Here is a 25,445-nt window from a genome sequence, read left to right on the forward strand (position 1 = left end):
GCCTGGCCGCAACTTGCCATGCTTGGCCGCAACTTGCCGCGCCTCGCCCGACTTGCCCCCTGCCCGCGACCCAGCCCCCCCACGGCGCCACACCCCCGCGCCACAGGTGTGGCGTCGCGCCACGGTGGGTCGGCAGCGTATCCGCCCGTTCCCCCGTGCCACGGGCGCGCGGCGTTGTCGGCGAGCTGGCACAGCATTTGCATGGAAGGGGTTGGGCAGCCACCGGCCGGCACAGGTCGGGGCCGCTCGCGGACGCACGCGTCCGCCACCCCAACCACGCCCGCCCTGGGCAAGGAGACAAGTTATGCAGACCGCCCCCGCCGACGCCGCTTTGGACGCGGTGCTCGCCCGTCTGAACACCGCGCTGGGAAACAAGGACATGGCCGCCATCACCGGCCTGTTTCACGACGAATGCTATTGGCGCGACCTGGTGCTGTTCAGTTGGAACCTGCGCACCTTCGAAGGCCATGCGCAGATCCGCGACATGCTGACGCAACAACTGTCGCAGGTGGAGCCGGTGCGCTTCACGCGCGACGAACGTGAAGCGTCGACCGACGACGGCGGCCTGTTGCAAGGCTGGCTGAACATCGACACCAACCTGGCGCGTGGCTACGGCCACATCCGCGTGAAGGACGGCAAGATCTGGACGCTGCTGACCACCATGTCCGAACTCAAGGGGCATGAGGAACCCAGCGGCACGCGCCGCCCCATGGGCGCCGAGCACGGCAGTCGCCGCGAGCGTCAGACGTGGCTGGAAAAACGCGAGCAGGAAGCCGCCGAACTGGGCTACACGACGCAGCCCTATGTGCTGATCATCGGCGGCGGGCAAGGCGGCATCGCGCTGGGTGCGCGGCTGCGCCAACTGAACGTGCCAACCATCATCATTGAAAAGAACGAGCGCGCGGGCGATAGCTGGAGAAAGCGCTACAAGTCGCTCTGCCTGCACGACCCGGTCTGGTACGACCACCTGCCCTACATCCCCTTTCCCGAGAACTGGCCCGTGTTCGCGCCCAAGGACAAGGTGGGCGACTGGCTAGAGATGTACACAAAGGTGATGGAGCTTAACTACTGGACGTCCAGCGTGTGCGAATCGGCGCGTTACGACGAAGCAAAGAAAGAATGGGAAGTCACCGTGCTTCGGGAAGGCAAGCCCGTGGTACTGCGGCCCAAGCAGTTGGTGCTGGCCACCGGCATGTCGGGCAAGCCGAACGTGCCCCGCTTTCCCGGCCTGGACGAATTCCAGGGTGAACAGCAACATTCCTCGCAGCATCCCGGTCCGGACGCCTATCGCGGCAAGAACGTGGTGGTGATCGGCGCCAACAACTCGGCCCACGACATCTGCGCGGCCCTGTGGGAAGGCGGCGCCAACGTAACGATGGTGCAGCGTTCGTCCACGCACATCGTGCGGTCGGACACCTTGATGGACATCGGCCTGGGCGGCCTGTATTCCGAGCAGGCGCTGGCCAACGGGATGACCACGCGCAAGGCCGACCTGACGTTTGCGTCGCTGCCCTACAAGATCATGGCGCAGTTCCAGATCCCGCTTTATAACCAGATGCGCGAACGCGACGCCGAGTTCTACGGCAAGCTGGAGAAGGCCGGCTTCATGCTGGACTGGGGCGACGATGGCTCGGGCCTGTTCATGAAATACCTGCGGCGCGGGTCGGGCTATTACATCGACGTGGGCGCCTGCGACCTGATCATCGACGGCAGCGTCAAGCTGCAATCCAACACCGATGTCAGCCACCTGGCGCGCGACGCCGTCGTCTTGAAAAACGGCGTGACCTTGCCGGCGGACCTGGTCGTGTACGCCACCGGCTACGGCTCGATGAACGGCTGGGCCGCCGACCTGATCAGCCCGGAGGTGGCCGACAAGGTCGGCAAGTGCTGGGGCCTGGGGTCGGACACCACCAAGGACCCCGGCCCCTGGGAAGGCGAACAGCGCAACATGTGGAAGCCGACCCAGCAGGAAGGGCTGTGGTTCCATGGCGGCAACCTGCACCAGTCGCGGCACTACTCGCAGTATCTGTCGCTGCAACTGAAGGCGCGCCACGTGGGGCTGCCGGTGCAGGTGTACGGCATGCAGCAGGTGCACCACAAGCGCTAACCGGCGTTGACGCCTCTGTCGCAAGCGGCCGCCCGGCCGCTTGCACCTCACCGTTCCACAAGGTAAATTGTTGACAATCTAGCGTTTCCATAGCGCTTTAACCCGATCTCACCCCCACAAATCGGACCGATTGTTGACACCATGAGCAAAGTGCTGACCCTGCCGGGCGCTGCGCCCGGCGATGGCGAGACCTTGTCGGATCACATTTTCAAGAAGATCCAGGCGGCTATCGTCAAGGGCGAGATCGCCCCCGGCAGCAAGATTTCCGAGCCCGAGCTTGCGCGTATCCATGGCGTCAGCCGGGGTCCGCTGCGTGAAGCGCTGCATCGCCTGGAAGGCCAGAGGCTGCTGGTGCGCGTGCCGCATGCGGGCGCGCGGGTGGTGTCCTTGTCGCCGCAGGAATTGTCCGAGCTGTATGAAATCCGCGAGTCGCTGGAAGGCACCGCGTGCAGGCTGGCCGCCGAGCGCATGCCGCCGTCTGAAATCGCCGAGCTGCGCGAGGTCTTGCACGCGCATGAACGCGATGCCGCCTTTCAAGCCGGCGTGGGTTACTACCAGCAGGAAGGCGATTACGATTTCCACTACCGCATCGTCAAGGGCAGCGGCAACCAGATGCTGTTTCGCATGCTGTGCGACGAGCTCTATCAATTGGCGCGGATGTACCGCATCCAGTACTCGACCACGCCCAATCGCCCCCGGCAGGCCTACGCCGAACACCACCGTATTCTTGACGCCATTGCCGACGGCGATGGCGAGCTGGCTGAAATCCTGATGCGCCGCCATATCCGCGCGTCCCGCATCAACATCGAACAACAGATCGCGCAAAGCACGTTGCAGCGCACGGAGGCATGATGAACCATTCGTACCGCAAGACCCTGCCCGGCACCCGCCTGGATTATTTCGATGCGCGCGCCGCCGTCGAAGCCATCGCGCCCGGCGCCTACGCGGGCCTGCCCTACACGTCGCGCGTGCTGGCTGAAAACCTGGTGCGCCGCTGCGATCCGGCGATGTTGACCGATGCGTTGAAGCAGTTGATCGAACGTCGCCGCGACCTGGACTTTCCGTGGTTTCCCGCGCGCGTGGTCTGTCATGACATCCTGGGCCAGACCGCGTTGGTGGACCTGGCGGGCTTGCGCGACGCCATCGCCGAGAAAGGCGGCGACCCGGCCAAGGTGAACCCGGTGGTGCCGGTGCAGTTGATCGTCGACCACTCGCTAGCGGTTGAATTCGATGGCACAGACCCCGACGCCTTCGCCCGCAACCGCGCGGTGGAAGACCGCCGCAACGAAGACCGCTTCCATTTCATCGACTGGACCAAACAGGCCTTTCGCAACATCGAAGTCGTGCCGCCGGGCAACGGCATCATGCACCAGATCAACCTGGAGCGGATGTCGCCCGTGATCTACACGCAAGACGGCGTGGCGTTTCCCGATACGCTGGTCGGCACCGACAGCCACACGCCGCACGTGGATGCGCTGGGCGTCATCGCCATTGGCGTGGGCGGCCTGGAAGCTGAAAACGTGATGCTGGGCCGCGCATCGTGGATGCGCCTGCCGGACATCATCGGCGTTGAACTCACCGGCCGTGCGCAGCCGGGTATCACCGCCACCGACGTGGTGCTGACGCTGACCGAATTCCTGCGCAAAGAAAAGGTGGTGGGTGCGTATCTGGAGTTCTACGGCGAAGGCGCCGCCAGCCTGACCTTGGGCGACCGCGCCACCATCTCGAACATGGCGCCGGAATACGGCGCGACGGCCGCGATGTTCTCGATTGACCAGCAGACCATCGACTACCTGCGCCTGACCGGCCGCGAAGACGAACAGATTGCGCTGGTGGAGACCTATGCCAAGACGGCGGGCCTGTGGTCCGACAGCCTGGCGACCGCCGAATACGAGCGCGTGCTGCGCTTTGATCTGTCGACCGTGGTGCGCACGCTGGCCGGCCCGTCGAACCCGCACCGCCGCCTGCCGGTGTCCGACCTGGCCGAACGCGGGATCTCCGGCACGGTGGAAAACGAGCCGGGCTTGATGCCTGACGGCGCGGTGATCATTGCCGCCATCACCAGCTGCACCAACACCAGCAACCCGCGCAACGTGATCGCCGCCGGCCTGCTGGCGCGCAACGCGCGCCGCGCGGGCCTTGCCCGCAAGCCCTGGGTGAAGAGCTCGCTGGCGCCCGGCTCCAAGGCCGTGCAGTTGTACCTGGAAGAAGCCGGGCTGCTGCCCGATCTGGAAGCGCTGGGGTTTGGCGTGGTGGCGTTTGCCTGTACCACGTGCAACGGCATGTCGGGCGCGTTGGACCCGGTAATCCAGCAAGAGATCATCGACCGCGACCTTTATTCCACCGCCGTGCTGTCCGGCAACCGCAACTTCGACGGCCGCATCCACCCGTACGCCAAGCAAGCGTTCCTGGCCTCGCCCCCGTTGGTGGTGGCCTACGCGATTGCCGGCACCATCCGTTTCGACATTGAACGCGATGTGCTGGGCGTGGATGCCAGCGGCAAGGAAATCCGCCTGAAAGACATCTGGCCCAGCGACGAAGAGGTCGACGCCATGGTGAAGTCGGCGGTGAAGCCCGAGCAATTCCGCAAGGTCTATGCGCCGATGTTCGGCATTCAGGAAGACCGCAAGGCAGGCGTCAGCCCGCTGTACGACTGGCGTGCGCAAAGCACCTACATTCGCCGTCCGCCGTACTGGGAAGGCGCGCTGGCGGGTGAACGCACGCTGCGCGGCATGCTGCCGCTGGCGGTGCTGGGCGACAACATCACCACCGACCACCTGTCGCCGTCCAACGCCATCCTGATGGACAGCGCGGCGGGCGAATACCTGCACAAGATGGGCCTGCCCGAAGAAGACTTCAACTCGTACGCCACCCATCGCGGCGACCACCTGACCGCGCAACGCGCCACCTTCGCCAACCCCAAGCTCTTCAACGAGATGGTGACGAACGACGACGGCACGGTGAAGCAGGGATCGTTGGCGCGCGTAGAACCGGAAGGCCAGGTGATGCGCATGTGGGAAGCCATCGAAACGTATATGGAACGCAAGCAGCCGCTGATCATCGTGGCGGGCGCGGACTACGGCCAGGGCTCGTCGCGTGACTGGGCGGCCAAGGGCGTGCGGCTGGCGGGCGTGGAAGCCATTGTGGCCGAAGGGTTTGAACGCATCCACCGCACCAACCTGATCGGCATGGGCGTCCTGCCGCTGGAATTCAAGCCGGGCGTGAACCGCAAGACGCTGGCATTGGATGGCACTGAAAGCTATGACGTGATCGGTGAACGCAAGCCGCGCGCCGACCTGACGCTGGTCATCCACCGCCGTAACGGCGAGACCGTGCAGGTGCCGGTGACCTGCCGCCTGGATACGGCGGAAGAAGTCTCCATCTACGACGCCGGCGGCGTGCTGCAACGCTTTGCGCAAGACTTCCTGGAAGCCGAATCCGTGGCGGGTGCCACCAAGAAGGCCGGCTGATTTTCATTTGGACAGGCGGGTGCCTACGCGCCCGCCGCCTTCAACATTCAAGACATCAGGACAACCCATGGCTCATGCTCCCCAGACCAAGATTGCCGCCACCTACATGCGCGGCGGCACCAGCAAAGGCGTGTTCTTCAAGCTTGACGACCTGCCCGAATCCGCGCGCGTGCCTGGTCCCGCGCGCGACGCGCTGCTGCTGCGCGTGATCGGCAGCCCCGACCCTTACGGCAAACAGATCGACGGCATGGGCGCGGCCACGTCCAGCACCAGCAAGAGCGTGATCGTGGGCAAGAGCACACAGCCGGATCACGACGTGGACTATCTGTTCGGCCAGGTCTCCATCGACCAGCCGTTCGTGGACTGGAGCGGCAACTGCGGCAACCTGTCCGCCGCCGTCGGCCCCTTCGCCATCACCAACGGCCTGGTGGACCCGGCGCGCGTGCCCGACAACGGCGTGGCCGTGGTGCGCATCTGGCAGGCCAACATCAAGAAGACCATCATTGCGCACGTGCCCATGACCGACGGCGCGGTGCAGGAAACCGGCGATTTCGAGCTGGACGGCGTGACGTTCCCCGCCGCCGAACTGCAACTGGAATTCATGGACCCGGCCGAAGACGGCGACGGCGGCTCGATGTTCCCCACCGGCAACCTGGTTGACGACCTGGAGGTGCCGGGCGTAGGCACGTTCAGGGCCACGATGATCAATTCCGGCATCCCGACCATCTTCCTGGACGCGGCCGCGCTGGGCTATACCGGCACGGAATTGCAGGACGACATCAATGGCGACGCCGCCGCCTTGGCGCGCTTTGAAACCATTCGCGCGCACGGCGCGCTGCGCATGGGCCTGATCGAAAAACTGGAAGAAGCCGCCAGCCGCCAGCACACGCCGAAGGTCGCGTTCGTTGCGCCGCCCAAGGCCTACGTCTCATCCAGCGGCAAGCAGATCGAGGCCGACAAGATCGACGTGCTGGTGCGCGCGCTGTCCATGGGCAAGCTGCACCACGCCATGATGGGCACGGCATCGGTGGCCATTGCCACCGCCGCGGCAGTGCCCGGCACGCTGGTCAACCTGGCCGCAGGCGGCACCGAACGCGACAACGTCAACTTCGGCCACCCCTCCGGCACGCTGCGCGTGGGCGCGCAGGCGCAGTTGGTGGACGGCGAATGGAAGGTCACGAAAGCCATCATGAGCCGCAGCGCGCGGGTGTTGATGGAAGGGCGGGTACACGTGCCGCGGCAGGGGTTCTGAGCGCGGGCTGGTGGTGACGGGCTCCGAGCGGCGTTGATTCGGTAATGCAATTGCATTACCATTCCAACATTCCGCTTAGGAGACCGCCATGCCTGCGACCCTGGAAATTGAATCGACCCTGACTGACCGCTACCAAACCACCATTCCCGATACCGTGCGCAAAGCGCTCGGGCTCAGCAAACGCGACAAGCTTCACTACAGCATCCGGCCGGGCGGGGAAGTCCTTTTGACGCGTGCCGACACGTCGAACGACGACGATCCGGCCATCTCTGCCTTCCTGACCTTTCTTGCGCAAGACATCACTGCGCACCCTGATCGCCTGCAAGCCCTTCCCGCCAGCTTGGCGGATTCCTTGCGCGACCTGGCTTCGAAGGTGGGTGAGCTGGATTTGAATGCACCGCTGTCCGAGGCAGACGAATGAGCACAAAAGCAGGCGCGGTCAGCATCCATGGCTGGACGATTTACCTGCACCCTCTGTTTCGCCAACAACTGGAACAGCTAGCCAGCCAAGTGGCCGCGCAGCGCGCCAAAGATCCTGACGGTTATACAAAACGCAATGCCGCCAAGCGTCTCGCGGCCATCACGAAGCTGGCATTCGAGATCATCCCCGAAGATCCAAGCCGGCCAGAATACCGGCAAGGCGGCACACTGGGCGCGGACCATAAGCACTGGTTCCGCGCCAAGTTTTTTCAACAATACCGCTTGTTTTTCCGTTACCACGCTGCCAGCAAGGTGATTGTCTTTGCCTGGGTGAACGACGAGAACACCAAACGCGCCTATGGGCATGACGATGACGCGTATCGGGTGTTCACGAAAATGTTGAGCAACGGAAACCCGCCCGACGACTGGGCGGCGCTGTTGGCGGCAGCCTCAATTCCCGCTGAAAATTGATGCATCAAAGCTGCGAGCAAACACTCGCAACCCCCATTTTTACCCGGTTTTTTAGGCCTCAAGGGTAGACGCCGCCTTCGTCTATCCCTATACTCCTGGGCTGTTGTTACTCATCACCGGACTCTGACGATGCATTGTCATCCCAGGGCACCCGTCACACGGTCGCGCACAGCGGCCCGGCGCCAGCGCCGAAACACCACCACCCAGCCGCCAGGCTTATACCGGCGGCTGCGGAACAAAAACCTGCTTACCCAGCAGGACCATTGCTCACCGCATTGAGCTGCGCCTGCATCTAGGGCTTCGAGCTATGGCGTCGAATTACGCGTTCTGACTACGCGCTCGAACGACGTCTTCGTTTCCATGATGCGCCGGCCCAATGCCGCAGCAAGACACCATCACGGTGTGTCTTGTGTCTTGTCCAACCCGGGCTGCCATCCCCTGCCCGGGCGGGCAGGCACGTGATCGCGCGCGCGAAACGTACAACCCCTGCGCTCGTGATCAATGGTGTTTGGTGCCTGGCCGTCCACGAGCAAGGACCTACAAGATGCAAGAGAGTGTTTTCTTCCAGTTATCGGCCACCACAGCCATTTTGTTGCTGGCCGGCTTCTATGGCGCCACGTTCCTCATGTCGCTGTTCATCGGCGAAAAAAACGAGAACGTGGATGGCTTCATGGTGTCCAACAACGCGGTCGGTTTCGGCCTGTCGGCCGCCAGCATGATCGCCACCTGGATTTGGGCGGCGTCCTTCTACGCCAGTGCCACGTCCGGATTCAAGTACGGCTTGTCGGGCCCGCTGCATTACGGCTTCTGGGGCGCCTTGATGATTCTGTTCATCTACCCCTTCGGCAAACGCTTCAGACAACTGGCGCCCAAGGCGCACACACTGGCCGAAGTGATCCATGCGCGCCACGGCACGTCCAGCCAGATGATCATGGCGGTGTCGAACATTGTGGGCAGTTGCATCAGCCTGATGGTGAACTTCACGGCGGCAGGCGCGCTGGTGTCGATACTCAGCCCGCTTACGTTCATCCAGGGCGTGCTGATCGCCGGGCTGGGCGTGCTGACCTACACGCTGTGGTCGGGCTTTCGCACATCAATCATGACCGACTTCGCGCAACTGGCGGCGATGATCATCGCCGCCGTCATCATCATCCCGCTGATCTTCTTCAACGCCGGCGGGCCAGACTTGCTGCAAGCCAACATGTGGCGCTTGAGCAGCGATCAGGCCGACTTCTATTCGACGAAAGCCATCCTGGAACAAGGCGCGCCCTACTTCGTGGCGGTGCTGGCCTATGCCATCGGCAACCAGACCATCGCGCAACGGCTATTCGCCGTACGGGAAGACTTGATCAAGCCCACGTTTCTGACGGCCACCATCGGATATGGCGCAGTGGTGATCGGGCTGGGCATGCTGGGCCTGTTGGCGTTGTTCGTGGGGCTTGAACCCGCCAACGGCGACATGAACAACATCATTCCGCAGATGGCGTCGACCTACCTGCCTCCGTTTGGCATCGCGCTGTTCTTCCTGCTGGTGGTGGGCTCGCTGTCGTCCACCGCCGATTCCGATCTGGCTGCGCTATCGGCAATCGTCATGACCGACGTCTACGCCAAGAACCTGGCGCGCGGCCGCCCGGACCCGCGCCGCATGCTGTGGTGGGGCCGCGCCACTATGATCATCGCCACGATGATTGGCGTGATCTTCGCAAGCCTGCGCCTGGACATCCTGGTCATGCTGGTGTTCGTGGGCGCGTTGTGGGGCGCCATCGTCTTTCCGGTGATCGCCAGCTTTTATTGGGACCGCGTCAACAACCGCGCATTCGTCTGCTCGGTGCTGTCCGCCGTGGCGCTGTTCACAATCGCGCGCTTTGAACTGCTGCCCATGACGGGCGTGATCGCGGTGTTCTTTGAAATCTGCGCGGCCGTGGGCGGCGGGGTGGTGTTGGGCCTGATGACGTTCGGCTTCTTCGGTCGCACGGCCGCGATCGCCGTGGGCACGATTGGTGTCGTCGTCATGCTGCCCGCCTTCATCGGCAACTTGCGCGACTACATCGTGCTGTTGGCATCCCTGACGGCCTATGGCGCCAGCGCCATCGTGTGCGTGGCGCTCAGCCTGCGCAACCGCGAACGCTTTGATTTCACGCTGCTGGCAGACCGCGTGACGTCGTTTCATCACGAGCAGGAGGTCAGGTTGAAAACGCCGTCCTCAACGCTCGCCCCCGACGCCGCGCAATGATGCACCTGCTTCAACAACAAGGATATTGATATGTGGTTGACCGCTTATTTTCTGATCTGGCCGGCGATATCCGCGGCCATTCTGGCGATCTTGTGCGTGACGCTGTGGAAGGATATCAGCGCGGCGAAGCAAAGCGGAAAGTCAATGATCTGACGCTGCGGCCAGCACCTTCAACACCGCCGCCCCCGTCGCGACCACATTCCCCGCGACGCTCAACTCCCCGCGCATGAACACCAGGCTGGACGTGGCGCGCAGCAACTGCCCGCGCACTTCCAGGAACTGGCCCGCGCGGGCCGGCGCCAGGAAATGCGTGTCCAGTTGCACGGTGACGCACGGGCGGCGGTCCAAGGCTTGCCAGGCGATGGCGCTCAGGCCGTGGTCCAGCAGTGCGGTCAAAAGGCCGCCGTGCACCACGCCGGCGGGGTTCAGGTGATCGGCAGTCGCCAATAATCCGTACGCCCAGGCTTGCGCTTCCTTGCGCACCCACAACGGCCCGATCAGCCCTGCGAATCCGGGCAGTGTCTTGCAATGCCAACCCTCGGCGGCAAGTGATTCGGCGTTGATGGGTGGCGGCATGGGTTCAGCTCCGAGTGGACAACAGTTGCGATAGCGTGTGCGCTTCGGCTTGCAGGTCCTTGGCCAGCGCATGCGCGCGGGCGTCGTCCAATTGCTCGGCCAGCCCGGCGGCCACCAAGGAATGCGTCATCCGGTTGTGGCTGTTCAGCACCGGCACCGCAATCACGACGACGCCGTTGATGTAGTGGTTGCGGTCCAGGCTGTAGCCGTCGCGGCGCACGGCGTCCACGTCGGCTTTCCATGCGGCGTAGTCGGGCGCCTGATCCCAGCGCAAGGCCTTGAAGCGGCGTTCCAGTTCTTTGTCCGATAGCTCGGAAAACGCGGCAACCAAGCGGCCCGTCGCGCTGATCAGCGCGGGAAAGCGGCTGCCCACGTCCACATGCAAGCGGAACGGCGCGGTGGAACGCGACAGCGCCAGCACTACCATGTGCTCGCTGCCCGTCACTTCCACACCGATCGCGGTGACGTTCGCGGCACTGGAAAGCTTGTCCAGCACGGGCTGCACCAACGCAGGAAACGGGCTGCTTTCGATCACGCTGCGCGCCAGCGTCAACATGCCCACGCCCAGGCTGTAGCGCTTGGTGCCGGCATCGACTTTCACCAAGCCCTCTTCCACCAGCACGCGAAGAATGTGCAGGCAGGTGCTGGTCACCATGCCGAGTTCCTGCGAGATCGTCTTCAAGGTCATGGCTTCGCCACCACGGCCCAGCAATCGCAGGATGGCGATCGACCGCGTCACCGCCGGCACGGCGCGCACGCGCGGGCCCGTGCCGGCAGCGGATTCCTGGGAACTGGCTTCACTCATCTGGCTCTCCGATTTTTATTGCGGCAAGCATACCTTGGGCGCGCTAGCACCGGGGGCCTCGAACCGGGCATTAAATTGTATATATACAATCAATAGACGTCATTGACAATTTAAAAACCGACGCGCATAGTCTGTTCAACCGCTTGCCGACCCACACAGGTACGACGACATGACGACGTTGACGCAGACCACTTCCTACGCAGACGCCCAGGCGCTCTGCTCCCAAGACAAACTTTGGGAGCTGTTCGACGGCAATCGTGAACGCATGAACATCGCGCACGAATGCATCGACCGGCACGCGGGCAAGGACCAGCCCGCGATCATCCTGGTGCGGGCGGCGGGGGGTGATGAAACCTTCAGCTTCCAGCAGATTGCAGAGGCATCCTCGCGGTTCGCGCACTATCTGGTGGATCAGGGCATACGCCCTGGCGACCGCGTGGCGGTGATGCTGGAACCCTCGCTGGCGTTCTACGTGGCGATGTTCGGGGCCATGAAAATGGGCGCGATCGCCGTGCCCCTGTTCACCCTGTTCGGCCCTGATGGCATCCGGTTGCGCGTGCAGGACTGCAAGCCCCGCATGCTGGTCACGAACGCGGAAAAGGCGCCCATGGTGGCGGCCGCCGACGACATGCGCGTCGTCATCGCGGACGACGGCTTCATCGCCGCGCTGGCCCCCTATCCCGCGCACTACGCCTGCAACACCCTGGCAGACGACCTGGCCATCTATCAATACACGTCCGGCACCACCCGCGAACTGCCGGACGCCGTGAAGCACACGCACCGCGCGCTGGTCACGCTGATGCTGGCGGCGCTGTACGGCACCGGCGTGCGGCCGGGCGACCGCTACATGTGCCCGTCGTCGCCGGCCTGGGGCCATGGCTTGTGGCACGGCACGCTTGCCCCCTTGGCGCTGGGCGTGACCATCGGCGCTTACGCCGGCAAGTTCAACGCCGAACGCCTGCTGCAAGCATTGCAAGAGCACGGCTTCAACAACATCTCGGCCGCGGCCACGCATTACCGGATGATGCGCAACTCCGGCGCGGCCGGCCGGTATCGCTATCAGCTCGACAAGCTGTCCTTCACCGGCGAGCCCATCGACAGCGAAACGTCTGCCTTTGTCGAAGCCACCTTTGGCCGCCCCGTATGCAGCATGTACGGCACCACCGAAATCGGCGTGTGTCTGGTGAACTATCCCGGCGCGTCCGACTTCACCGTCAAGCCGGGCTCGCTGGGCAAACCCGTGCCGGGCTTGCGCGTGGAAGTGCAGGACGCCAGCGGCGCGCCCTGCCCGCCCGGCGTGACAGGCGAACTGAAACTGTGGCGTCGCGACGCCTGGGTCGCCACCAAGGACCTGGGGCGCGTCGACGAAGACGGCTACTTCTGGCATGGCGGCCGCGCCGACGACGTCATCATCTCGGCCGGCTGGACGATGAGCGCCGTTGAGATCGAAGACGCCATCCTGAAGCATCGCGACGTAACCGAAGCCGCCGCCATCGGCGTGCCTGACGCTTTGCGTGGCCAGGTCGTGAAGGCCTTTGTGGTGTCGGCCCGCCCGGGCGACGACGCCTTCGTGGAAGAAATCCAGAACACCGTGCGCAGCCAACTGGCCCAGCACGAGTACCCGCGTCAGGTGGTGTTTGTGCCTGAACTGCCCAAGACGCCGGCCGGCAAGATCCATCGCCGAAAACTACGCGAGCAAGAGCTTGCCAATGCTGCCGCATCAACCACTGACACCCCGAAAGCCGCGCCCGCCGCGCACGTCTGACCCATCCCCAGGAGACATCATGTTGACCAAGACCAAAACTGAACGTAGTTTCCCGACCATCACCGAACGCGGTCTGGACGAACTGCGCGCGCGCATCGGCGTGAAAATCGGCGCCACCGCCGAACCGTGGTGCTACGAAGCCACGCGCGACAACATCCGCCACTACGCCCACGGCATCGGCGACGACAACCCCCTGTGGTCCGACCCCGAGTACGCCGCCAAGACCCAGCATGGCGGCATCATCGCCCTGCCCAGCTTTCTGTTTTCCACGAGCCGTATTGTGTCGGGCTACGTGGGCGGCCTGCCCGGCGTGCACGCCATGTGGTCGGGCGCCGACTGGACCTGGCACAAGACCGTCAAGCGCAACGATGTGATCTCCACTGAAGCGCACCTCAAGGACCTGATTGAACACCAGACCCGCTTCGCCGGCCGCGCGATCCAGCAGATCTACCACGTGGACTTCTTCAACCAGGACGGCGACAAGGTGGCCGAGGCCGATAGCTGGTGCTTTCGCACCGAACGCGACCACGCCCGCGAGCAAGGCAGCAAGTACAAGGAAGTGCGCGCCCGCGAACCGCGCCGCTACAGCCCCGAGGAAATCAAGGAAGCCTACAAGCTCTATGCCCAGGAAGAAGTGCGCGGCGCCACGCCCCGCTACTGGGAAGACGTGAAAGAAGGCGAGGAACTGCCCGTGATGTTCAAGGGGCCGATGACGGTGACGGGCTTCATTGCCTACGCGCAGGGCTGGGGCGGCCTGTACATCCGCGCCAACAAGCTGGCCTGGCAACTGATCGACGCGCACCCGGGCGTGGGCATCACCAACCGATTCGGCATTCCCGATGTGCCCGAGCGCGTGCACTGGGAAGAGGAGTTCGCGTTGGAAGTGGGCGCGCCGGGCGCCTATGACTACGGTCCCGAACGCAATTCGTGGCTGACGCACCACCTTACCAACTGGATGGGCGACGCCGGCTTCCTGCGCAAGTCCATGTGCAAGATCCGCCGCCACAACCCGGAAGGCGACATGCTGTTCTTCAAGGGCCGCGTCACACGCAAGTACGTGGAAGACGGCCGGCACCTGGTTGAAATCGAACAGGAAGCGCGCAACCAGGACGACGAGCTGTCCGTACTGGGCACGGGCGTGGTTGAATTGCCCACCCGCGGATGACGCGCGGGTTGCGTGGGCGCATCGCCTGCATCGAATGCATCACACGCATCGAGCGCCCGCGTAGCCTGATTCCCGACGGCTGACCGGCCGCCGCTGCTTGCCATGATCGCGCGCTGGCGGATCGCCGCCCTTGCGTTGGACATGACCAAAACGAGGTCAATGATGTCTGGTTCATCGGAGCACGCTGCACACGCCCCGCCTGCCCGCGCCGCTGGTGCGCTTGACGGCATACGGGTGATTGATCTGTCCCGGGTGCTGGCCGGGCCGCTATGCACCCAGATGCTGTCGGATCAGGGCGCCAGCGTCATCAAGGTCGAGCCGCCCGCCGGCGACGAAACGCGCGCCTTGGGCCCGCCCGTCAATGCGGACGGCGACGCCGCCTACTTCACGGCGGTGAACCGGGGCAAGCGCGCCATCGGGCTGGACCTGTCCTTGCCTGGGGGCCGCGAGGTGTTGCTGCGCCTGCTGGAACAGGCCGACGTGCTGGTCGAGAACTTCATCCCCGGCACGATGGCCAAGTGGGGCCTGGATTACGAAGCCGACTTGAAGCCGCGCTTTCCCCAACTGATCTACTGCGCCATCTCGGGCTTCGGCGAAGACGGGCCGCTGGGCGGCATGCCCGGCTACGACGCCATTCTGCAAGCCATGTGCGGGCTGATGAGCGTCAACGGCGACGCGGCCAGCGGGCCCACCCGCATTGGCATTCCCATCGTCGACCACCTGACGGGATACACCGCGCAGTCGGGCATTCTGCTGGCGCTATACCACCGCGCCCGCACGGGCCAGGGCCAGCGCGTGGACGTGACCTTGTTCGACACCGCGTTGAGCCTGCTGGTGCCGCACGCCGCCAACTGGATGCACACGCAACGCACGCCCGGGCTGATGGGCAGCGCGCATCCCAACATCGCGCCGTACGACCGCTTTGCCTGCCGCGATGGCGACATCTTCCTGGGCGTGGTGAACGACCGCCAGTTCCAAAAATTTTGCGACTACATCGGCCTGTCGCCGTTGCTGGAAGACGAGCGCTTCACCTCCAACCGCCAACGCCTGCAACACCGCGACGCCCTGCGCGCGGCCATCGAAGGGGCGCTGCGCGATCGCGCGCGCGAGGCGGTCTGCCATGACCTGATGCGGCTGGGTGTGCCGGTGGGTCCGGTCAATAGCGTGCCCGAGGCCTTCGAGCAGGCGCATACGACGCATCGCGGCATGCGTATTGATCGCGACGGCTACCACGGCATCGGACCCGCCACGCGCCTGGCCGAAGCGCCCCCGCGCATGGGCCGCCTGCCGCCCGCTTTTGCGCAGCACACGGACGAGGTCCTCCGGGAGGCCGGCCTCGACGACACCCGCATCGCAAGCTTGCGGGAGCAAGGCGTTCTGCCGCCGCGCAGGCCTCCGCCCAAGCCGTAGCAGCACGAACGCAAGCCCATAAGAAAACCCAGGAGACCACCATGAAATCACTACGTTTGATCGCCGCGCTGGCGGCGTCCCTGCTGTGCACGCAGCCCGTGGCGGCGGCGGACAACTATCCTTCCAAGCCCGTGCGGATCATCGTGCCGTATCAGGCCGGCCAAGGCACCGACGTGGCCGCGCGCTATCTCAGCGACTACCTGGCGCGCGAGGTCGGCCAACCCTTCATTGTTGAAAACCGCCCTGGCGCGGGGGGCAACATCGGCGCATCCGAAGCGGCCCGCGCCGCGCCCGACGGCTACACCGTGCTGATGGGCACCAACGGCACCCACGTGCTGAACCAGTACATCTACGCTTCCACCAACTTTGATCCCGCCAAGGATTTCGAACCGATCATGTTGGTCAGTTCGTTTCCGATGGTGCTGGTTACCACGCCGGCATCTCCCTACAAGAGCCTGGCAGACCTGAAAGACCCGAAGAAAGCCAAGCCCGACAGCGTCACCGTCGGCATGCCCAGCACCACGGCGCGCCTGGTGTTCGAACTGCTCAAGCAGCAAGGCGTGACCAGCATTCGCGGCATTCCCTACAAGGGCTCGGCCACGGCCACCACCGACCTGATGGGCGGCCAGGTGCAGATCGGCATCGACACCGTCAGCGCCGCGCGCTCGTTCATTACCGGCGGCAAGCTGCGCGCGCTGGCCGTCACGTCCTTGAAGGAGTCGGCCTTGTTGCCCGGCGTGCCGCCCGTGTCGGCGCAAGGCCTGCCGGACTTCCAGGTGATCGCGTGGAACGGAATGTATGCGCCCAAGGGCACGCCGCCCGCCGTGGTGCAGAAGCTGAACGCCGCGCTGGTCAAGATTCTGAAGCAACCCGAGGTGCGGCAGCGCTTGCTGGAGTTGGGCCACGAACCCGGCGGCGGCACGCCGGCCGAGCTGGAAGCCTTCGCGCGCAGCGAACGGCTGAAGTGGGAACCGCTGATCCTCAAGGCGGGGTTGAAAGCGGAGTAAGGGTTCCGGCCGTTTGAAGGTCCCTGTCCCAAACCCTCCAATGAATGACCACGCCCGGGCCTTGCGCCCGGGCGTTTGCGTTCATGCGGCTGAATAAGGCATCCCTGGCAGTTCTGATAGCTCCAGGGTTTACCCCAGCAGAATTAATACCTATAACATCAGAGAATATAATTATTAGAACAAGCACCCATCCCCCCTCGGAGACAAACCATGGCGATGCCCACCCTCAAGCATCTCATCAACGGCCAATACGCGGAGTCCAAGGGCTCTGAGTATTTTGATCTGATCAGCCCCGTTACCGGCCAGCCGATCGCCCGCTCTCCCAACGCCAATGACGCCGACGTGGACGCCGCCTACGCCGCCGCCAGCCACGCCTTCAAGACCTGGGGCCGCAGCACCCCGTCGGCCCGCCAGCAAGCCTTGTTGAAACTGGCCGACGCCGTCGCCGCCAACAGCGAGCGCCTTGTCGACGCCCAAAGCCGCAACACCGGCCAGCTCAAGCACTTGATCGCCTCGGAAGAAGTGGCGGTGTGCGTGGACCAGATCCGTTTCTTTGCTGGCGCCGCCCGCTTCCTGGAAGGCAAGGCCACCGGCGAATACATGGAAGGCCTGACCTCCAGCATTCGCCGTGAACCGCTGGGCGTGGTGGGCCAGGTCACCCCCTGGAACTACCCGCTGATGATGGCCGTATGGAAGATCGCCCCGGCGCTTGCCGCGGGCAACACCGTGGTGCTCAAGCCCAGCGACAGCACGCCTGAAAGCACCTTGCTGCTGGCCGAGATTGCCGCGCCGTTCTTCCCCGCCGGCGCCTTCAACGTGGTGTTGGGCAACGCCGCCACGGGCGCCAAGGTGGTGTCGCACAAGACCCCCGCGCTGGTATCCATCACGGGTTCGGTGCGCGCCGGCCTGCAAGTGGCCGCGTCCGCCGCCGCCAACCTCACGCGCGCCCACCTTGAACTGGGCGGCAAGGCGCCGGTCGTCGTCTTTGAAGACACCGACCTGGACCGCGCCGCGCAGCACATCGCCATGACGGGCTTCTTCAACGCCGGCCAGGACTGCACCGCCGCCACGCGCGTCATCGTCGCGGAATCCGTTCACGACGCTTTCGTTGAAAAGCTGGTGGCCGCCGCCCGCGACACGCGCTTCGGCGAACCCGACGACCAAGACGCGCTGTACGGCCCGCTGAACAACGCCGCGCAACTCGAGCGCATACAAGGCTTCATCAAGCGCCTGCCCGCCCACGCCCGAGTTGAAACCGGTGGCCGCCACGCCGCGCGCGCCGGTTATTACTTCGAGCCCACCGTCATCACCGGCCTGCAACAGCACGACGAAGCCATCCAGACCGAAGTCTTCGGGCCCGTCATCACGGTGCAGAAATTCGTCGATGAAGCCGACGCCATCACCAAGGCCAACGACGTGGAATACGGCCTGGCCGCCAGCGTCTGGACGCGCGACCATGGCCGCGCCCAACGCCTGTCGCGCGATCTGGATTTCGGCACCGTGTGGATCAACACGCACATCCCGCTGACCGCCGAAGCGCCGCATGGCGGATTCAAGCGTTCGGGCTACGGCAAGGACCTGTCCGCCTACGGCTTCGAAGAGTACACGCGCGTCAAGCACGTGATGAGCTCGCACGATTAACCGGGGGGGATAGCCATGACCACGACTTCACACACCACCCCGCCCAAGGCCAATGTCCTGCGTGACCTTGTCGCCCGCGCGCACCATGAACTGTTCACGCTGCGCGACACCGGCGCGCTGGAGCGCTATTTCTCGCCACGCTTCATTGAGCATTCCCCGCTGGTGAAAGACGGCGCGGACGGCCTGTTCATGCTGGTGCAGGAACATACCAACTTGCATCACGAGGTTTACCGCGTCCTGGTGGACGGCGACCTGGTCGCCATCCATGGCCGCTACACCGGCCTGGGCGAGCAAGCGCTGGTGGGCTTCGACATCTACCGCGTGGCCGACAACCGCATCGTTGAGCACTGGGACGGCCTGGTGCCCGAAGCCCCGCCCAACGCCAGCGGCCGCACCCAACTGGATGGCCCCACGCAACCGCGCGCGGGCCAGGACGTCGAGGCCAACCGCGCGCTGGTGCTGGCCTTCTTCACCCGCGCCCTGATCGAAGGCGACTACTCCGCCTTCAACGACTACTGCAACGGCGCAGGCTTTCACCAGCACAGCCCCGACATCGCCGACGGCACGGTGGCCGTGGTCGACTTCCTGAACCAGTTGCGCGAAGCGGGCCAGGGGCTGCAATACAGCCGCGTGCATCGCAGCGTGGCCGATGGCGACTTCGTGCTGACGCATTCGGAAGGCAGCATCGCCGGCGAGCGCCATGCCTACTTCGAACTGTGGCGCGTGCAGGACGGCAAGGTTGCCGAACTGTGGGACGCCATCACGCCGGTGCCCGAGGACAGCCAGGCGCGGCATCGCCACGGCATCTTCTAGCGCCGCCATGGCATGATGCACGTTTCCCATTCCCGCCCCGGAGTCCCGCCATGACCGCCCACGCCATCGTCTACGCCCCCATCGGCCAAGGCACGCGCTCGGAGCAGGTGGTCGAACGCTTAAGCAACGCGATCGTGGCCGGCCTGCTGCATGCCGACGAACAACTGCCCAACGAGAACGAGCTTTCACGCCTGATGGGCGTGTCGCCCGTGACCATGCGCGAGGCCCTGAACACCTTGCGCGCCCGGCAGTTGATCGATACCCGGCGCGGACGCAATGGCGGCAGCTTCGTCTGCCCGGTGCCGGCGCAGATGATGCACGACCGCCATCCGCTGCGGCTGGCCACGCCGGGCGACCTGGCCGACCTGGGCGAACTGCATTGCGCGGTGGTTGGCCACAGCGCGAAGCTGGCCGCGCAACGCTCCACCGCCAATGAACATCAGCGGCTGGCGCGCGAGATCGATCAGTTCCAGGCGGCGGCCGACCCGCAGGCGCGCGCACAGGCCGACATGCGCTGCCTGCTGATGCTGGCCACCCACGCGCAGTCCGCGCGGCTGGCCAACCAGGAACTGGCGATACAGGCGGAATGGGCGCCGCTGGTCGCCTCCATTTACCCGCACGCGGCGCTGCACACCGGCATCGTGGGCGCCTACCGCCGCTTGCAGGCCGCGCTGCTTGCCGGCGACGAGGCTGCCAGCAGCGCCTGTGCCCAGGACATGATCGGCATACAAACCGACCACCTGCTTGAACACAAACTGCGGTTGGACGCCACGGCGCCCCCGCCACAACAGACCTAGGGCCGCTGACGCTGGCGGCCAGCCTGGGCAGAGGAGACGGCAGATGAACGAAGACGCTCATATCGACCGCGCCAACGGCATTCTGGAATGCGTCGTGAACGACGCGCAGAACACCGCCGGCGCGCTGGCTGAAGCGGCGGCCCAGATCCTGTCGGGGCAGACCCCGGCGCCGGGCAGCGGCCTTCGACTGTCGGGCGAACAGCGCCGCGCGCTGCAAACCCATATCCAGGTTGCGCTGCAACTCAACCCCTGGTGCAACGGCGCGGGCTTTGCCAGCTACGCGGCGCCGGTCGGGCCCGAAGACGGCTACTGGACGCTGGAATGGTGGCAACAGGAAGGCCCGTCGATGCAGCAGGCGCAGTTGGATCGCAACCAGGAAACACGGCGGCGTCTGGACTTCCGCGCTTTCGCCTGGTTTGACCAGCCCGCGCGTTGCCTGCGCCCGGTGGTGGAAGGCCCCTATGTGGATTACATCTGCAACGGCGCCTACACCATCACCGCCGCGCATCCGGTGTTGGTGCAGGACGCCTGCGCGGGCGTTGCCGCCGTCGACGTGCTGGTCTCGACGCTGGACCGCATGCTGCTGCCCGCCTTGCACCACATCGGCAAGCCGGCGCTGGTGCTCAATGCCGATTCGCGCGTGGTCATGTCCACCGCCCACCGCATCCGCCCTGGCAGCCTGTGGCGGCCGCAGCACGGCGACCGCCTGATTGGCGCCCCCCGCGCGCTGCGCCTGGCGGTGCTGCCCGGCGCACCGCCGCGCTCGGCCTTCGGCCTGCCCGGCCCCTTGGGTCTGCCGCACCTTAGCGGCCACACATAGCGGGCCACACATAGCCGGCCACACTTGATCGGCGCCCCACTAGGGGGGCCCCCCTTGGCGGCCCCCCCTAGGCGGCCCCCCCTAGGCGGGCCCCATGATCGGCCCCATCCCCTGACGGGCTGAGCCCACGCGGGCCGTGCCCGCCCCACCTATTTCTTTGGCGTGTCCCCGCCGCCCGCGCCCACCCCGGCGCGGATGGCGCACATCTTTTGCAAACAGGAGAACCTTCATGAAGTGGTATCTGCAAGCCCTTAAACACTACGCCGTCTTCGAAGGACGCGCGCCGCGCCGCGAGTACTGGATCTTCGTGCTGTGCCAGATCTTGATGGTGCTGGCGATTTCGGCCGTGGAACGCGCGCTGGCCATCGCCAACCCCGAAATCCTGTTCGGCTGGTACACGGCGGGCTTTCTGCTGCTGACCTTGCTTCCCGCATTGGCGGTATCGATCCGCCGCCTGCATGACACCGGCCGCAGCGGCTGGTGGGGCCTTCTGCATGCCGTGCCGGTCATCGGCACGCTGCTGTTGCAGGCCTTCATGCTGCCCGCGGGCGCCCCGGGCCGTAACCGCTACGGCGCCGCTCCCTCCCCCAAGACGGCCTGAGCCCCCCGTACCCGCTACCAGGAATCTCGACATGACATTGAATCGACGCGAATTCATCCTCAAGACGGCCGCCGCTTCGACCGCGGCTTCCGCCGTCGGCGCGCTGGGCTTGTGGCCGGCGGCCTCTTCCGCCCTGTCCTCGCCACTGACCACCGTGCCGCTTGGCAACACGGCCTTGCAACCCGCCCAATTGCTGCAAGACGCGCGCAAGACCGCCACCCAACTGGGCATCGACCCGCGCATCTGGAACTGGCGCCAGGACGCCAGCCCGTCCGACCCCATGCCCGCCAACTATTACGAAGCGTCGCTGTCCGAGTGGCCGTCGTTCGGCACCTTGCCCGGCGATCTGGCCTGCGACGTCGTCGTCATCGGCGGCGGCTTGCTGGGCGCGTCCACCGCGCTGCACCTGGCCGAAGCGGGTGTAGACGTGGTGCTGATCGAAAAAGATCACATCGGCTCGGGCGCCTCGGGCCGCAACGGCGGGCAGATGACGCCCGGCCTGGCGCGCTGGGAAGCCGGCACCATGCTGGACAAGCTCTCCACCGACGAAGCGCGGCGCCTGTGGCGCTTTGCGTCGGTAGAAGCCATGGAAACGGTGGACGGCCTGCGCGACCGCTACGGTTTCGATTGCGACCGCAAGCGCGGCCACATCACGGCGGCGGTGCATGCGGGCCATATGGGCGCGCTGGTTGAAAACGCCGACGCGCGCCGCCGCCTGGGCGATGACGAGGTCAAGATCATCGGGCGGCACGAACTGAACGAGCAGTACGTGAAGTCCGACATCTATTTCGGCGCCGCCATCGACGGCGGCGGCGGCCAGGTACAGCCGCTGGCCTTGCTGCGCGGCCTGGTCCACGCCTTCGTCAAACTGGGCGGGCGGGTCTACGACAACACCACCGCGCAAGCCATTGAAGAGTCGCCGGGCAGCACGCTGGTCAAGACCGCGCAAGGCGCCATCAAGGCCCGCCGCGCCGTGGTGCTGGCCGTGCACAGCGCCACCTTCCAGTTCATGCCGGGCAGCGCCACCACCGTGCCCTTCTTCACCTATGTGGCCGTCACCCCGCCGCTGGGCGACACTTTGGATGCGCTGATTCCGTCGGGCTTGCCGGTCTACGACACGCAACTGCAAATTGACTACTACCGCCCGGTGCGCAACAAGCGGCTGCTGTTTGGCGGCCAAGGCACGGGCAATTCGTGGTCGCCGCGCGACGTCAACAACTACCTGCTGGACCGCATCAAGACCGTGTTCCCGCAGTTGGAAAAGCCCGAGCTGGAATATTCCTGGAGCGGCATCAGTGACCTGACGTTGAACGGCGCCACCGACAGCCGCAAGAGCGGGGGCGACGTGCCGGTGTACATGGTGCATGGCTGGAGCGGCCACGGCGTGGCGCAGACGGTACGCATCGGCCGCGCCATCAGCGACGACCTGACCGGCCGCAATACCGACTACGCCATGCTGACGCGCTTTGACCACGCGGGCATTCCGCTGGGCCGGCATTTGTCGCCCGTCGCCATTCCGCTGATCAAGGGCGCGCTGGGCGTGATGGGCATCATCAACCCGGCCGACATGGTGTCGTTCTAAGCCACCACGCGCGCGCGGCCCCGGTCCAACACCGCCAAGGCCAAGGCCACCAGCAACAAGGCCGCGGCCAAGGCGTACGTCCACCGCATGCCCGTCGCCAAGGCGGCGGGCGAGACGGCCCGGAGGTCGCCCGCGCCAGCCGCCCAGGCGAACACCGCGCCCATCAACGATGCGCCGGTAATAAAGCCCAGGTTGCGCGACAGGTTCAACACGCCCGATACCGCGCCCCGCTGGTCCGCGCCCGCGCAGGCCATGACGGCACTGCTGTTGGCGGCCTGGAAGAGCGCGTAGCCGCTGGTGATCACCGCGAGCGGCGCCACGTATTCCGCCACGCGCGCCATCCCCGCCACCCCGCCAACCACCAGCGGCACCCAGGGCAGCAAGATCGCGCCGGTTGCCATCGCGGCCAAGCCGGCCAGCATCACCCGCTGCGCGCCATAGCGGTCCACGCCGCGCCCGGCCGGCACGCCCACCAGCGCCGCCACTACCGGTCCGCAAGACATCACCAGCCCGACCCGCGCGGCGTCAAGGCCCAACGCGCCCGCCAGGTAGAACGGCCCCACCACCAGCGTCGTCATCATCACGGTGGACACCAGCGTGTTGGTCGCCACGCCCGACCGCAGCGTGGGCTGGCGAAACAGCGCCAACTGAATCAAGGGCGACGCGGCCCTGGCCTGCATCCGCACGAAGGCCACCGCCGCCACCGTGGCCGCCAACAGCAGCACGGCCTGGCTTGCGCCAAAGCCGCCCAAGCCGCCACCGGCCGTCATCGCCAGTGCATACGCCGCAATGCCCAGCGCCAGCAGCAGCGAACCCATCACGTCAAAGCGCGCGCGTGGCTGGGCGGCGGGCTTGCGGTGCGCCGGCAGATAAGCCCAGGCCAGCGCGAACGCCACCGCGCCCAGCGGCAGATTGATCAGGAAGATAAGCGGCCAACCCCAGCCACTGATCAGCACCCCGCCCACCGTGGGCCCCAGCGCCGTGCCCACCGCCGACATCGTGCCCAGCAGCCCCATCACGCTACCGGTCTTCTCTTTAGGCACGGCCTCGCTGGCGAACGCCATCGTCAACGCCATCATGACGGCAGCGCCCAGGCCTTGTACGGCACGCGCCCCGATCAAGCCCATCAAGCCGCCCAGCCAGAGTGACGCGCCACACAGCGCCGACCCCACGGTGAACAGGCCGATACCCACCAGCATCAGACGCCGACGCCCCATCAAGTCGCCCAAGCGGCCCACACTGACGATCAGCGTGGTAATGGCAAGCAAGTACGCCAACACCACCCATTGCACGTCCTGAAAGCGCGCTTCGAACGCTTGCGCAAGCGTCGGCAAGGCGACGTTGGCGATACTGGTGGCCAGCGCGGGCAGCAGCATGCACAAGGACAGGCAGGCCAGAAGGGGAATGGATGAGGATGGGGAAGCGGGGGAAGCTTGGGTATGCACGATCAGGCCTGCAAGCAAAGCGGGCCACCAACACGGCGCCCTCAACACATCCTAGGCGTTGCGATTACAAGGCGGAAGGCGCAGCATTTGCATTGAATACCTGCACCAAACGCCATACCAACATTAACGGGGCAGCACACATCCGTGCTACGTTTGCGAGCATGGCCACGCCCGATCTCAACCTGCTTGTCACCCTGGATGCCTTGCTTGACGAAGGCAGCGTGGCACGCGCGGCGCGCCGCTTGCGGCTAAGCCCGTCGGCCATGAGCCGTGCGCTGGCGCGGCTGCGCGCCACCACGGGCGACCCGCTGCTGGTGCGCGCCGGACGCGGGCTGGTTCCCACGCCGCGCGCGCTGGCGCTGCGCACCCATGTGCATGAACTGGTGCAAGACGTGGAAGCCGTGCTGCGGCCCGCCGAAGCATTGGACCTGGCGCGGCTGGATCGCAGCTTCACGCTGCGTGCCAGCGACGGCTTTGTCGAAAATTTCGGCGCCCGGCTGCTCGCCCGCGCTGGCGACGAAGCCCCCGGCGTGCGGCTGCGCTTCATGCAGAAGACCGACAAGAGCAGTGCGCCGCTGCGCGAAGGCGAGGTCGACCTGGAAACCGGCGTGGTGGGCGACGCGGCCAGCCCCGAGCTGCGCACGCGCGCATTGTTTGAAGACCGCTTCATCGGCGTGGTGCGCGCGGGCCATCCGCTTAGTGGCGGCAAGATCACGCTGGCCCGCTACGCCAAGGCGCAACACATTCTGATGTCGCGCCGCAATCAGGACAAAGGGCCGGTGGACGACGCCTTGGCTGCCACGGGGCGGCAACGGCACATCGCCACCGTGGTGGGCGGCTTCTCCGCCGCGCTGGCGCTGGCCCGGGAAACGGACCTGATCGCCACCGTGCCGGAACGGCACACCGGCACGCTGCGCGCCGGCCTGCACAGCTTTGCGCTGCCCTTCCCCGTACCGGCGTTTACCGTATCGATGCTGTGGCATCCCCGCATGGACGGCGACGCCGCGCATCGCTGGCTGCGCGGGTGCGTGCTGGACGCCGTCCAGTAGCCCCGCGCGCCACGGC

General features: G+C 65.5%; 22 protein-coding genes. 19 read left to right on the plus strand and 3 right to left on the minus strand.

The genetic code is table 11. The annotated features are described in order from the left end of the window. Positions 1-304: 304 nt before the first annotated feature. The 8 genes from M2361_RS15920 (at position 305) to M2361_RS15955 (ending at position 10,106) form a co-directional block, all read left to right on the plus strand. Positions 305-2,107, plus strand: a complete 1,803-nt coding sequence (locus M2361_RS15920; protein WP_259250503.1) for an NAD(P)/FAD-dependent oxidoreductase — start codon at positions 305-307, stop codon at positions 2,105-2,107. A 141-nt stretch (positions 2,108-2,248) separates the two neighbouring features. Continuing rightward, positions 2,249-2,959 (plus strand): GntR family transcriptional regulator, encoded by a 711-nt coding sequence (locus M2361_RS15925; RefSeq protein WP_050445729.1) that lies wholly within the window; start codon positions 2,249-2,251, stop codon positions 2,957-2,959. Then, complete coding sequence (gene acnD, locus M2361_RS15930) at positions 2,959-5,577, plus strand: Fe/S-dependent 2-methylisocitrate dehydratase AcnD (RefSeq protein ID WP_259250507.1); 2,619 nt, start codon at positions 2,959-2,961, stop codon at positions 5,575-5,577. The genes M2361_RS15925 and acnD overlap by 1 nt, the downstream gene beginning before the upstream one ends. Positions 5,578-5,644: 67 nt before the next feature. Then, positions 5,645-6,829, plus strand: a complete 1,185-nt coding sequence (gene prpF / locus M2361_RS15935) for a 2-methylaconitate cis-trans isomerase PrpF (protein ID WP_259250509.1) — start codon at positions 5,645-5,647, stop codon at positions 6,827-6,829. An 88-nt stretch (positions 6,830-6,917) separates the two neighbouring features. Next, on the plus strand, positions 6,918-7,250 hold the full coding sequence (locus tag M2361_RS15940) for a type II toxin-antitoxin system PrlF family antitoxin (protein WP_100854334.1): 333 nt from the start codon (positions 6,918-6,920) through the stop codon (positions 7,248-7,250). Further along, positions 7,247-7,720: a type II toxin-antitoxin system YhaV family toxin gene (locus tag M2361_RS15945; RefSeq protein WP_259250511.1), complete on the plus strand. Its 474-nt coding sequence runs from the start codon at positions 7,247-7,249 to the stop codon at positions 7,718-7,720. The genes M2361_RS15940 and M2361_RS15945 overlap by 4 nt, the downstream gene beginning before the upstream one ends. Positions 7,721-8,264: 544 nt before the next feature. Beyond that, entirely contained in the window at positions 8,265-9,953 is a 1,689-nt protein-coding gene (locus M2361_RS15950) for a sodium:solute symporter family protein (RefSeq protein ID WP_259250512.1), read from the plus strand. Positions 9,954-9,983: 30 nt separating this feature from the next. Then, positions 9,984-10,106, plus strand: a complete 123-nt coding sequence (locus tag M2361_RS15955; RefSeq protein ID WP_217482139.1) for a putative transporter small subunit — start codon at positions 9,984-9,986, stop codon at positions 10,104-10,106. Here the strand turns inward: M2361_RS15955 and M2361_RS15960 are convergent. Next, positions 10,095-10,529, minus strand: coding sequence for a PaaI family thioesterase (locus tag M2361_RS15960; RefSeq protein ID WP_259250517.1), 435 nt, complete (start codon positions 10,527-10,529; stop codon positions 10,095-10,097). The genes M2361_RS15955 and M2361_RS15960 overlap by 12 nt on opposite strands. A 4-nt stretch (positions 10,530-10,533) precedes the next feature. Beyond that, on the minus strand, positions 10,534-11,334 hold the full coding sequence (locus M2361_RS15965) for an IclR family transcriptional regulator (protein ID WP_259250520.1): 801 nt from the start codon (positions 11,332-11,334) through the stop codon (positions 10,534-10,536). A gap of 169 nt (positions 11,335-11,503) precedes the next feature. On the opposite strand from M2361_RS15965, the gene M2361_RS15970 reads away from it, so the two are divergent. The 10 genes from M2361_RS15970 (at position 11,504) to M2361_RS16015 (ending at position 22,935) form a co-directional block, all read left to right on the plus strand. Next, positions 11,504-13,099 (plus strand): acyl-CoA synthetase, encoded by a 1,596-nt coding sequence (locus M2361_RS15970; RefSeq protein WP_259250521.1) that lies wholly within the window; start codon positions 11,504-11,506, stop codon positions 13,097-13,099. A gap of 19 nt (positions 13,100-13,118) precedes the next feature. Further along, positions 13,119-14,264: a MaoC family dehydratase N-terminal domain-containing protein gene (locus tag M2361_RS15975; protein WP_127185849.1), complete on the plus strand. Its 1,146-nt coding sequence runs from the start codon at positions 13,119-13,121 to the stop codon at positions 14,262-14,264. 159 nt (positions 14,265-14,423) lie between these two features. Next, a complete protein-coding gene (locus tag M2361_RS15980) occupies positions 14,424-15,674 on the plus strand; it encodes a CaiB/BaiF CoA-transferase family protein (protein WP_259250526.1) in 1,251 nt (416 codons plus the stop codon). A gap of 41 nt (positions 15,675-15,715) precedes the next feature. Continuing rightward, positions 15,716-16,681 carry a tripartite tricarboxylate transporter substrate binding protein gene (locus M2361_RS15985; protein ID WP_259250527.1) on the plus strand — a complete coding sequence of 322 codons (966 nt, stop codon included), beginning with the start codon at positions 15,716-15,718 and terminating at the stop codon, positions 16,679-16,681. 210 nt (positions 16,682-16,891) lie between these two features. After that, complete coding sequence (locus tag M2361_RS15990; protein ID WP_259250530.1) at positions 16,892-18,322, plus strand: gamma-aminobutyraldehyde dehydrogenase; 1,431 nt, start codon at positions 16,892-16,894, stop codon at positions 18,320-18,322. A gap of 15 nt (positions 18,323-18,337) precedes the next feature. After that, complete coding sequence (locus M2361_RS15995; protein WP_259250531.1) at positions 18,338-19,135, plus strand: nuclear transport factor 2 family protein; 798 nt, start codon at positions 18,338-18,340, stop codon at positions 19,133-19,135. Between the two features lie 50 nt (positions 19,136-19,185). Continuing rightward, on the plus strand, positions 19,186-19,932 hold the full coding sequence (locus M2361_RS16000; RefSeq protein WP_259250532.1) for a FadR/GntR family transcriptional regulator: 747 nt from the start codon (positions 19,186-19,188) through the stop codon (positions 19,930-19,932). A 43-nt stretch (positions 19,933-19,975) separates the two neighbouring features. After that, entirely contained in the window at positions 19,976-20,752 is a 777-nt protein-coding gene (locus tag M2361_RS16005; RefSeq protein WP_259250533.1) for a cache domain-containing protein, read from the plus strand. A 229-nt stretch (positions 20,753-20,981) separates the two neighbouring features. Continuing rightward, complete coding sequence (locus M2361_RS16010; RefSeq protein WP_259250534.1) at positions 20,982-21,353, plus strand: DUF805 domain-containing protein; 372 nt, start codon at positions 20,982-20,984, stop codon at positions 21,351-21,353. 31 nt (positions 21,354-21,384) lie between these two features. Then, positions 21,385-22,935: an FAD-binding oxidoreductase gene (locus M2361_RS16015; RefSeq protein ID WP_259250535.1), complete on the plus strand. Its 1,551-nt coding sequence runs from the start codon at positions 21,385-21,387 to the stop codon at positions 22,933-22,935. Here the strand turns inward: M2361_RS16015 and M2361_RS16020 are convergent. Continuing rightward, the gene (locus tag M2361_RS16020) at positions 22,932-24,380 is read right to left on the minus strand and encodes an MFS transporter (RefSeq protein ID WP_259250536.1); all 1,449 of its coding nucleotides are present in this window, start codon (positions 24,378-24,380) and stop codon (positions 22,932-22,934) included. The genes M2361_RS16015 and M2361_RS16020 overlap by 4 nt on opposite strands. A 161-nt stretch (positions 24,381-24,541) precedes the next feature. On the opposite strand from M2361_RS16020, the gene M2361_RS16025 reads away from it, so the two are divergent. Then, the gene (locus M2361_RS16025; protein ID WP_259250537.1) at positions 24,542-25,429 is read left to right on the plus strand and encodes a LysR family transcriptional regulator; all 888 of its coding nucleotides are present in this window, start codon (positions 24,542-24,544) and stop codon (positions 25,427-25,429) included. Positions 25,430-25,445 lie beyond the last annotated feature (16 nt).

The organism is Achromobacter sp. JUb104 (genome assembly GCF_024806975.1).
Classification (GTDB): domain Bacteria; phylum Pseudomonadota; class Gammaproteobacteria; order Burkholderiales; family Burkholderiaceae_B; genus Achromobacter; species Achromobacter spanius.

Bases quoted from the DNA above. Each gene is read 5' to 3' on its own strand.
- acnD (WP_259250507.1), top strand. From the start codon at position 2,959: ATGAACCATTCGTACCGCAAGACCCTGCCCGGCACCCGCCTGGATTAT.
- M2361_RS15925 (WP_050445729.1), top strand. From the start codon at position 2,249: ATGAGCAAAGTGCTGACCCTGCCGGGCGCTGCGCCCGGCGATGGCGAG.
- M2361_RS16015 (WP_259250535.1), top strand. From the start codon at position 21,385: ATGACATTGAATCGACGCGAATTCATCCTCAAGACGGCCGCCGCTTCG.
- M2361_RS15940 (WP_100854334.1), top strand. From the start codon at position 6,918: ATGCCTGCGACCCTGGAAATTGAATCGACCCTGACTGACCGCTACCAA.
- M2361_RS15975 (WP_127185849.1), top strand. From the start codon at position 13,119: ATGTTGACCAAGACCAAAACTGAACGTAGTTTCCCGACCATCACCGAA.
- M2361_RS16025 (WP_259250537.1), top strand. From the start codon at position 24,542: ATGGCCACGCCCGATCTCAACCTGCTTGTCACCCTGGATGCCTTGCTT.
- M2361_RS16010 (WP_259250534.1), top strand. From the start codon at position 20,982: ATGAAGTGGTATCTGCAAGCCCTTAAACACTACGCCGTCTTCGAAGGA.
- M2361_RS16005 (WP_259250533.1), top strand. From the start codon at position 19,976: ATGAACGAAGACGCTCATATCGACCGCGCCAACGGCATTCTGGAATGC.
- M2361_RS16000 (WP_259250532.1), top strand. From the start codon at position 19,186: ATGACCGCCCACGCCATCGTCTACGCCCCCATCGGCCAAGGCACGCGC.
- M2361_RS15955 (WP_217482139.1), top strand. From the start codon at position 9,984: ATGTGGTTGACCGCTTATTTTCTGATCTGGCCGGCGATATCCGCGGCC.
- M2361_RS15995 (WP_259250531.1), top strand. From the start codon at position 18,338: ATGACCACGACTTCACACACCACCCCGCCCAAGGCCAATGTCCTGCGT.
- M2361_RS15990 (WP_259250530.1), top strand. From the start codon at position 16,892: ATGGCGATGCCCACCCTCAAGCATCTCATCAACGGCCAATACGCGGAG.
- M2361_RS15965 (WP_259250520.1), bottom strand. From the start codon at position 11,334: ATGAGTGAAGCCAGTTCCCAGGAATCCGCTGCCGGCACGGGCCCGCGC.
- M2361_RS15960 (WP_259250517.1), bottom strand. From the start codon at position 10,529: ATGCCGCCACCCATCAACGCCGAATCACTTGCCGCCGAGGGTTGGCAT.
- M2361_RS15945 (WP_259250511.1), top strand. From the start codon at position 7,247: ATGAGCACAAAAGCAGGCGCGGTCAGCATCCATGGCTGGACGATTTAC.
- M2361_RS15970 (WP_259250521.1), top strand. From the start codon at position 11,504: ATGACGACGTTGACGCAGACCACTTCCTACGCAGACGCCCAGGCGCTC.
- prpF (WP_259250509.1), top strand. From the start codon at position 5,645: ATGGCTCATGCTCCCCAGACCAAGATTGCCGCCACCTACATGCGCGGC.
- M2361_RS15950 (WP_259250512.1), top strand. From the start codon at position 8,265: ATGCAAGAGAGTGTTTTCTTCCAGTTATCGGCCACCACAGCCATTTTG.
- M2361_RS15920 (WP_259250503.1), top strand. From the start codon at position 305: ATGCAGACCGCCCCCGCCGACGCCGCTTTGGACGCGGTGCTCGCCCGT.
- M2361_RS15985 (WP_259250527.1), top strand. From the start codon at position 15,716: ATGAAATCACTACGTTTGATCGCCGCGCTGGCGGCGTCCCTGCTGTGC.
- M2361_RS15980 (WP_259250526.1), top strand. From the start codon at position 14,424: ATGATGTCTGGTTCATCGGAGCACGCTGCACACGCCCCGCCTGCCCGC.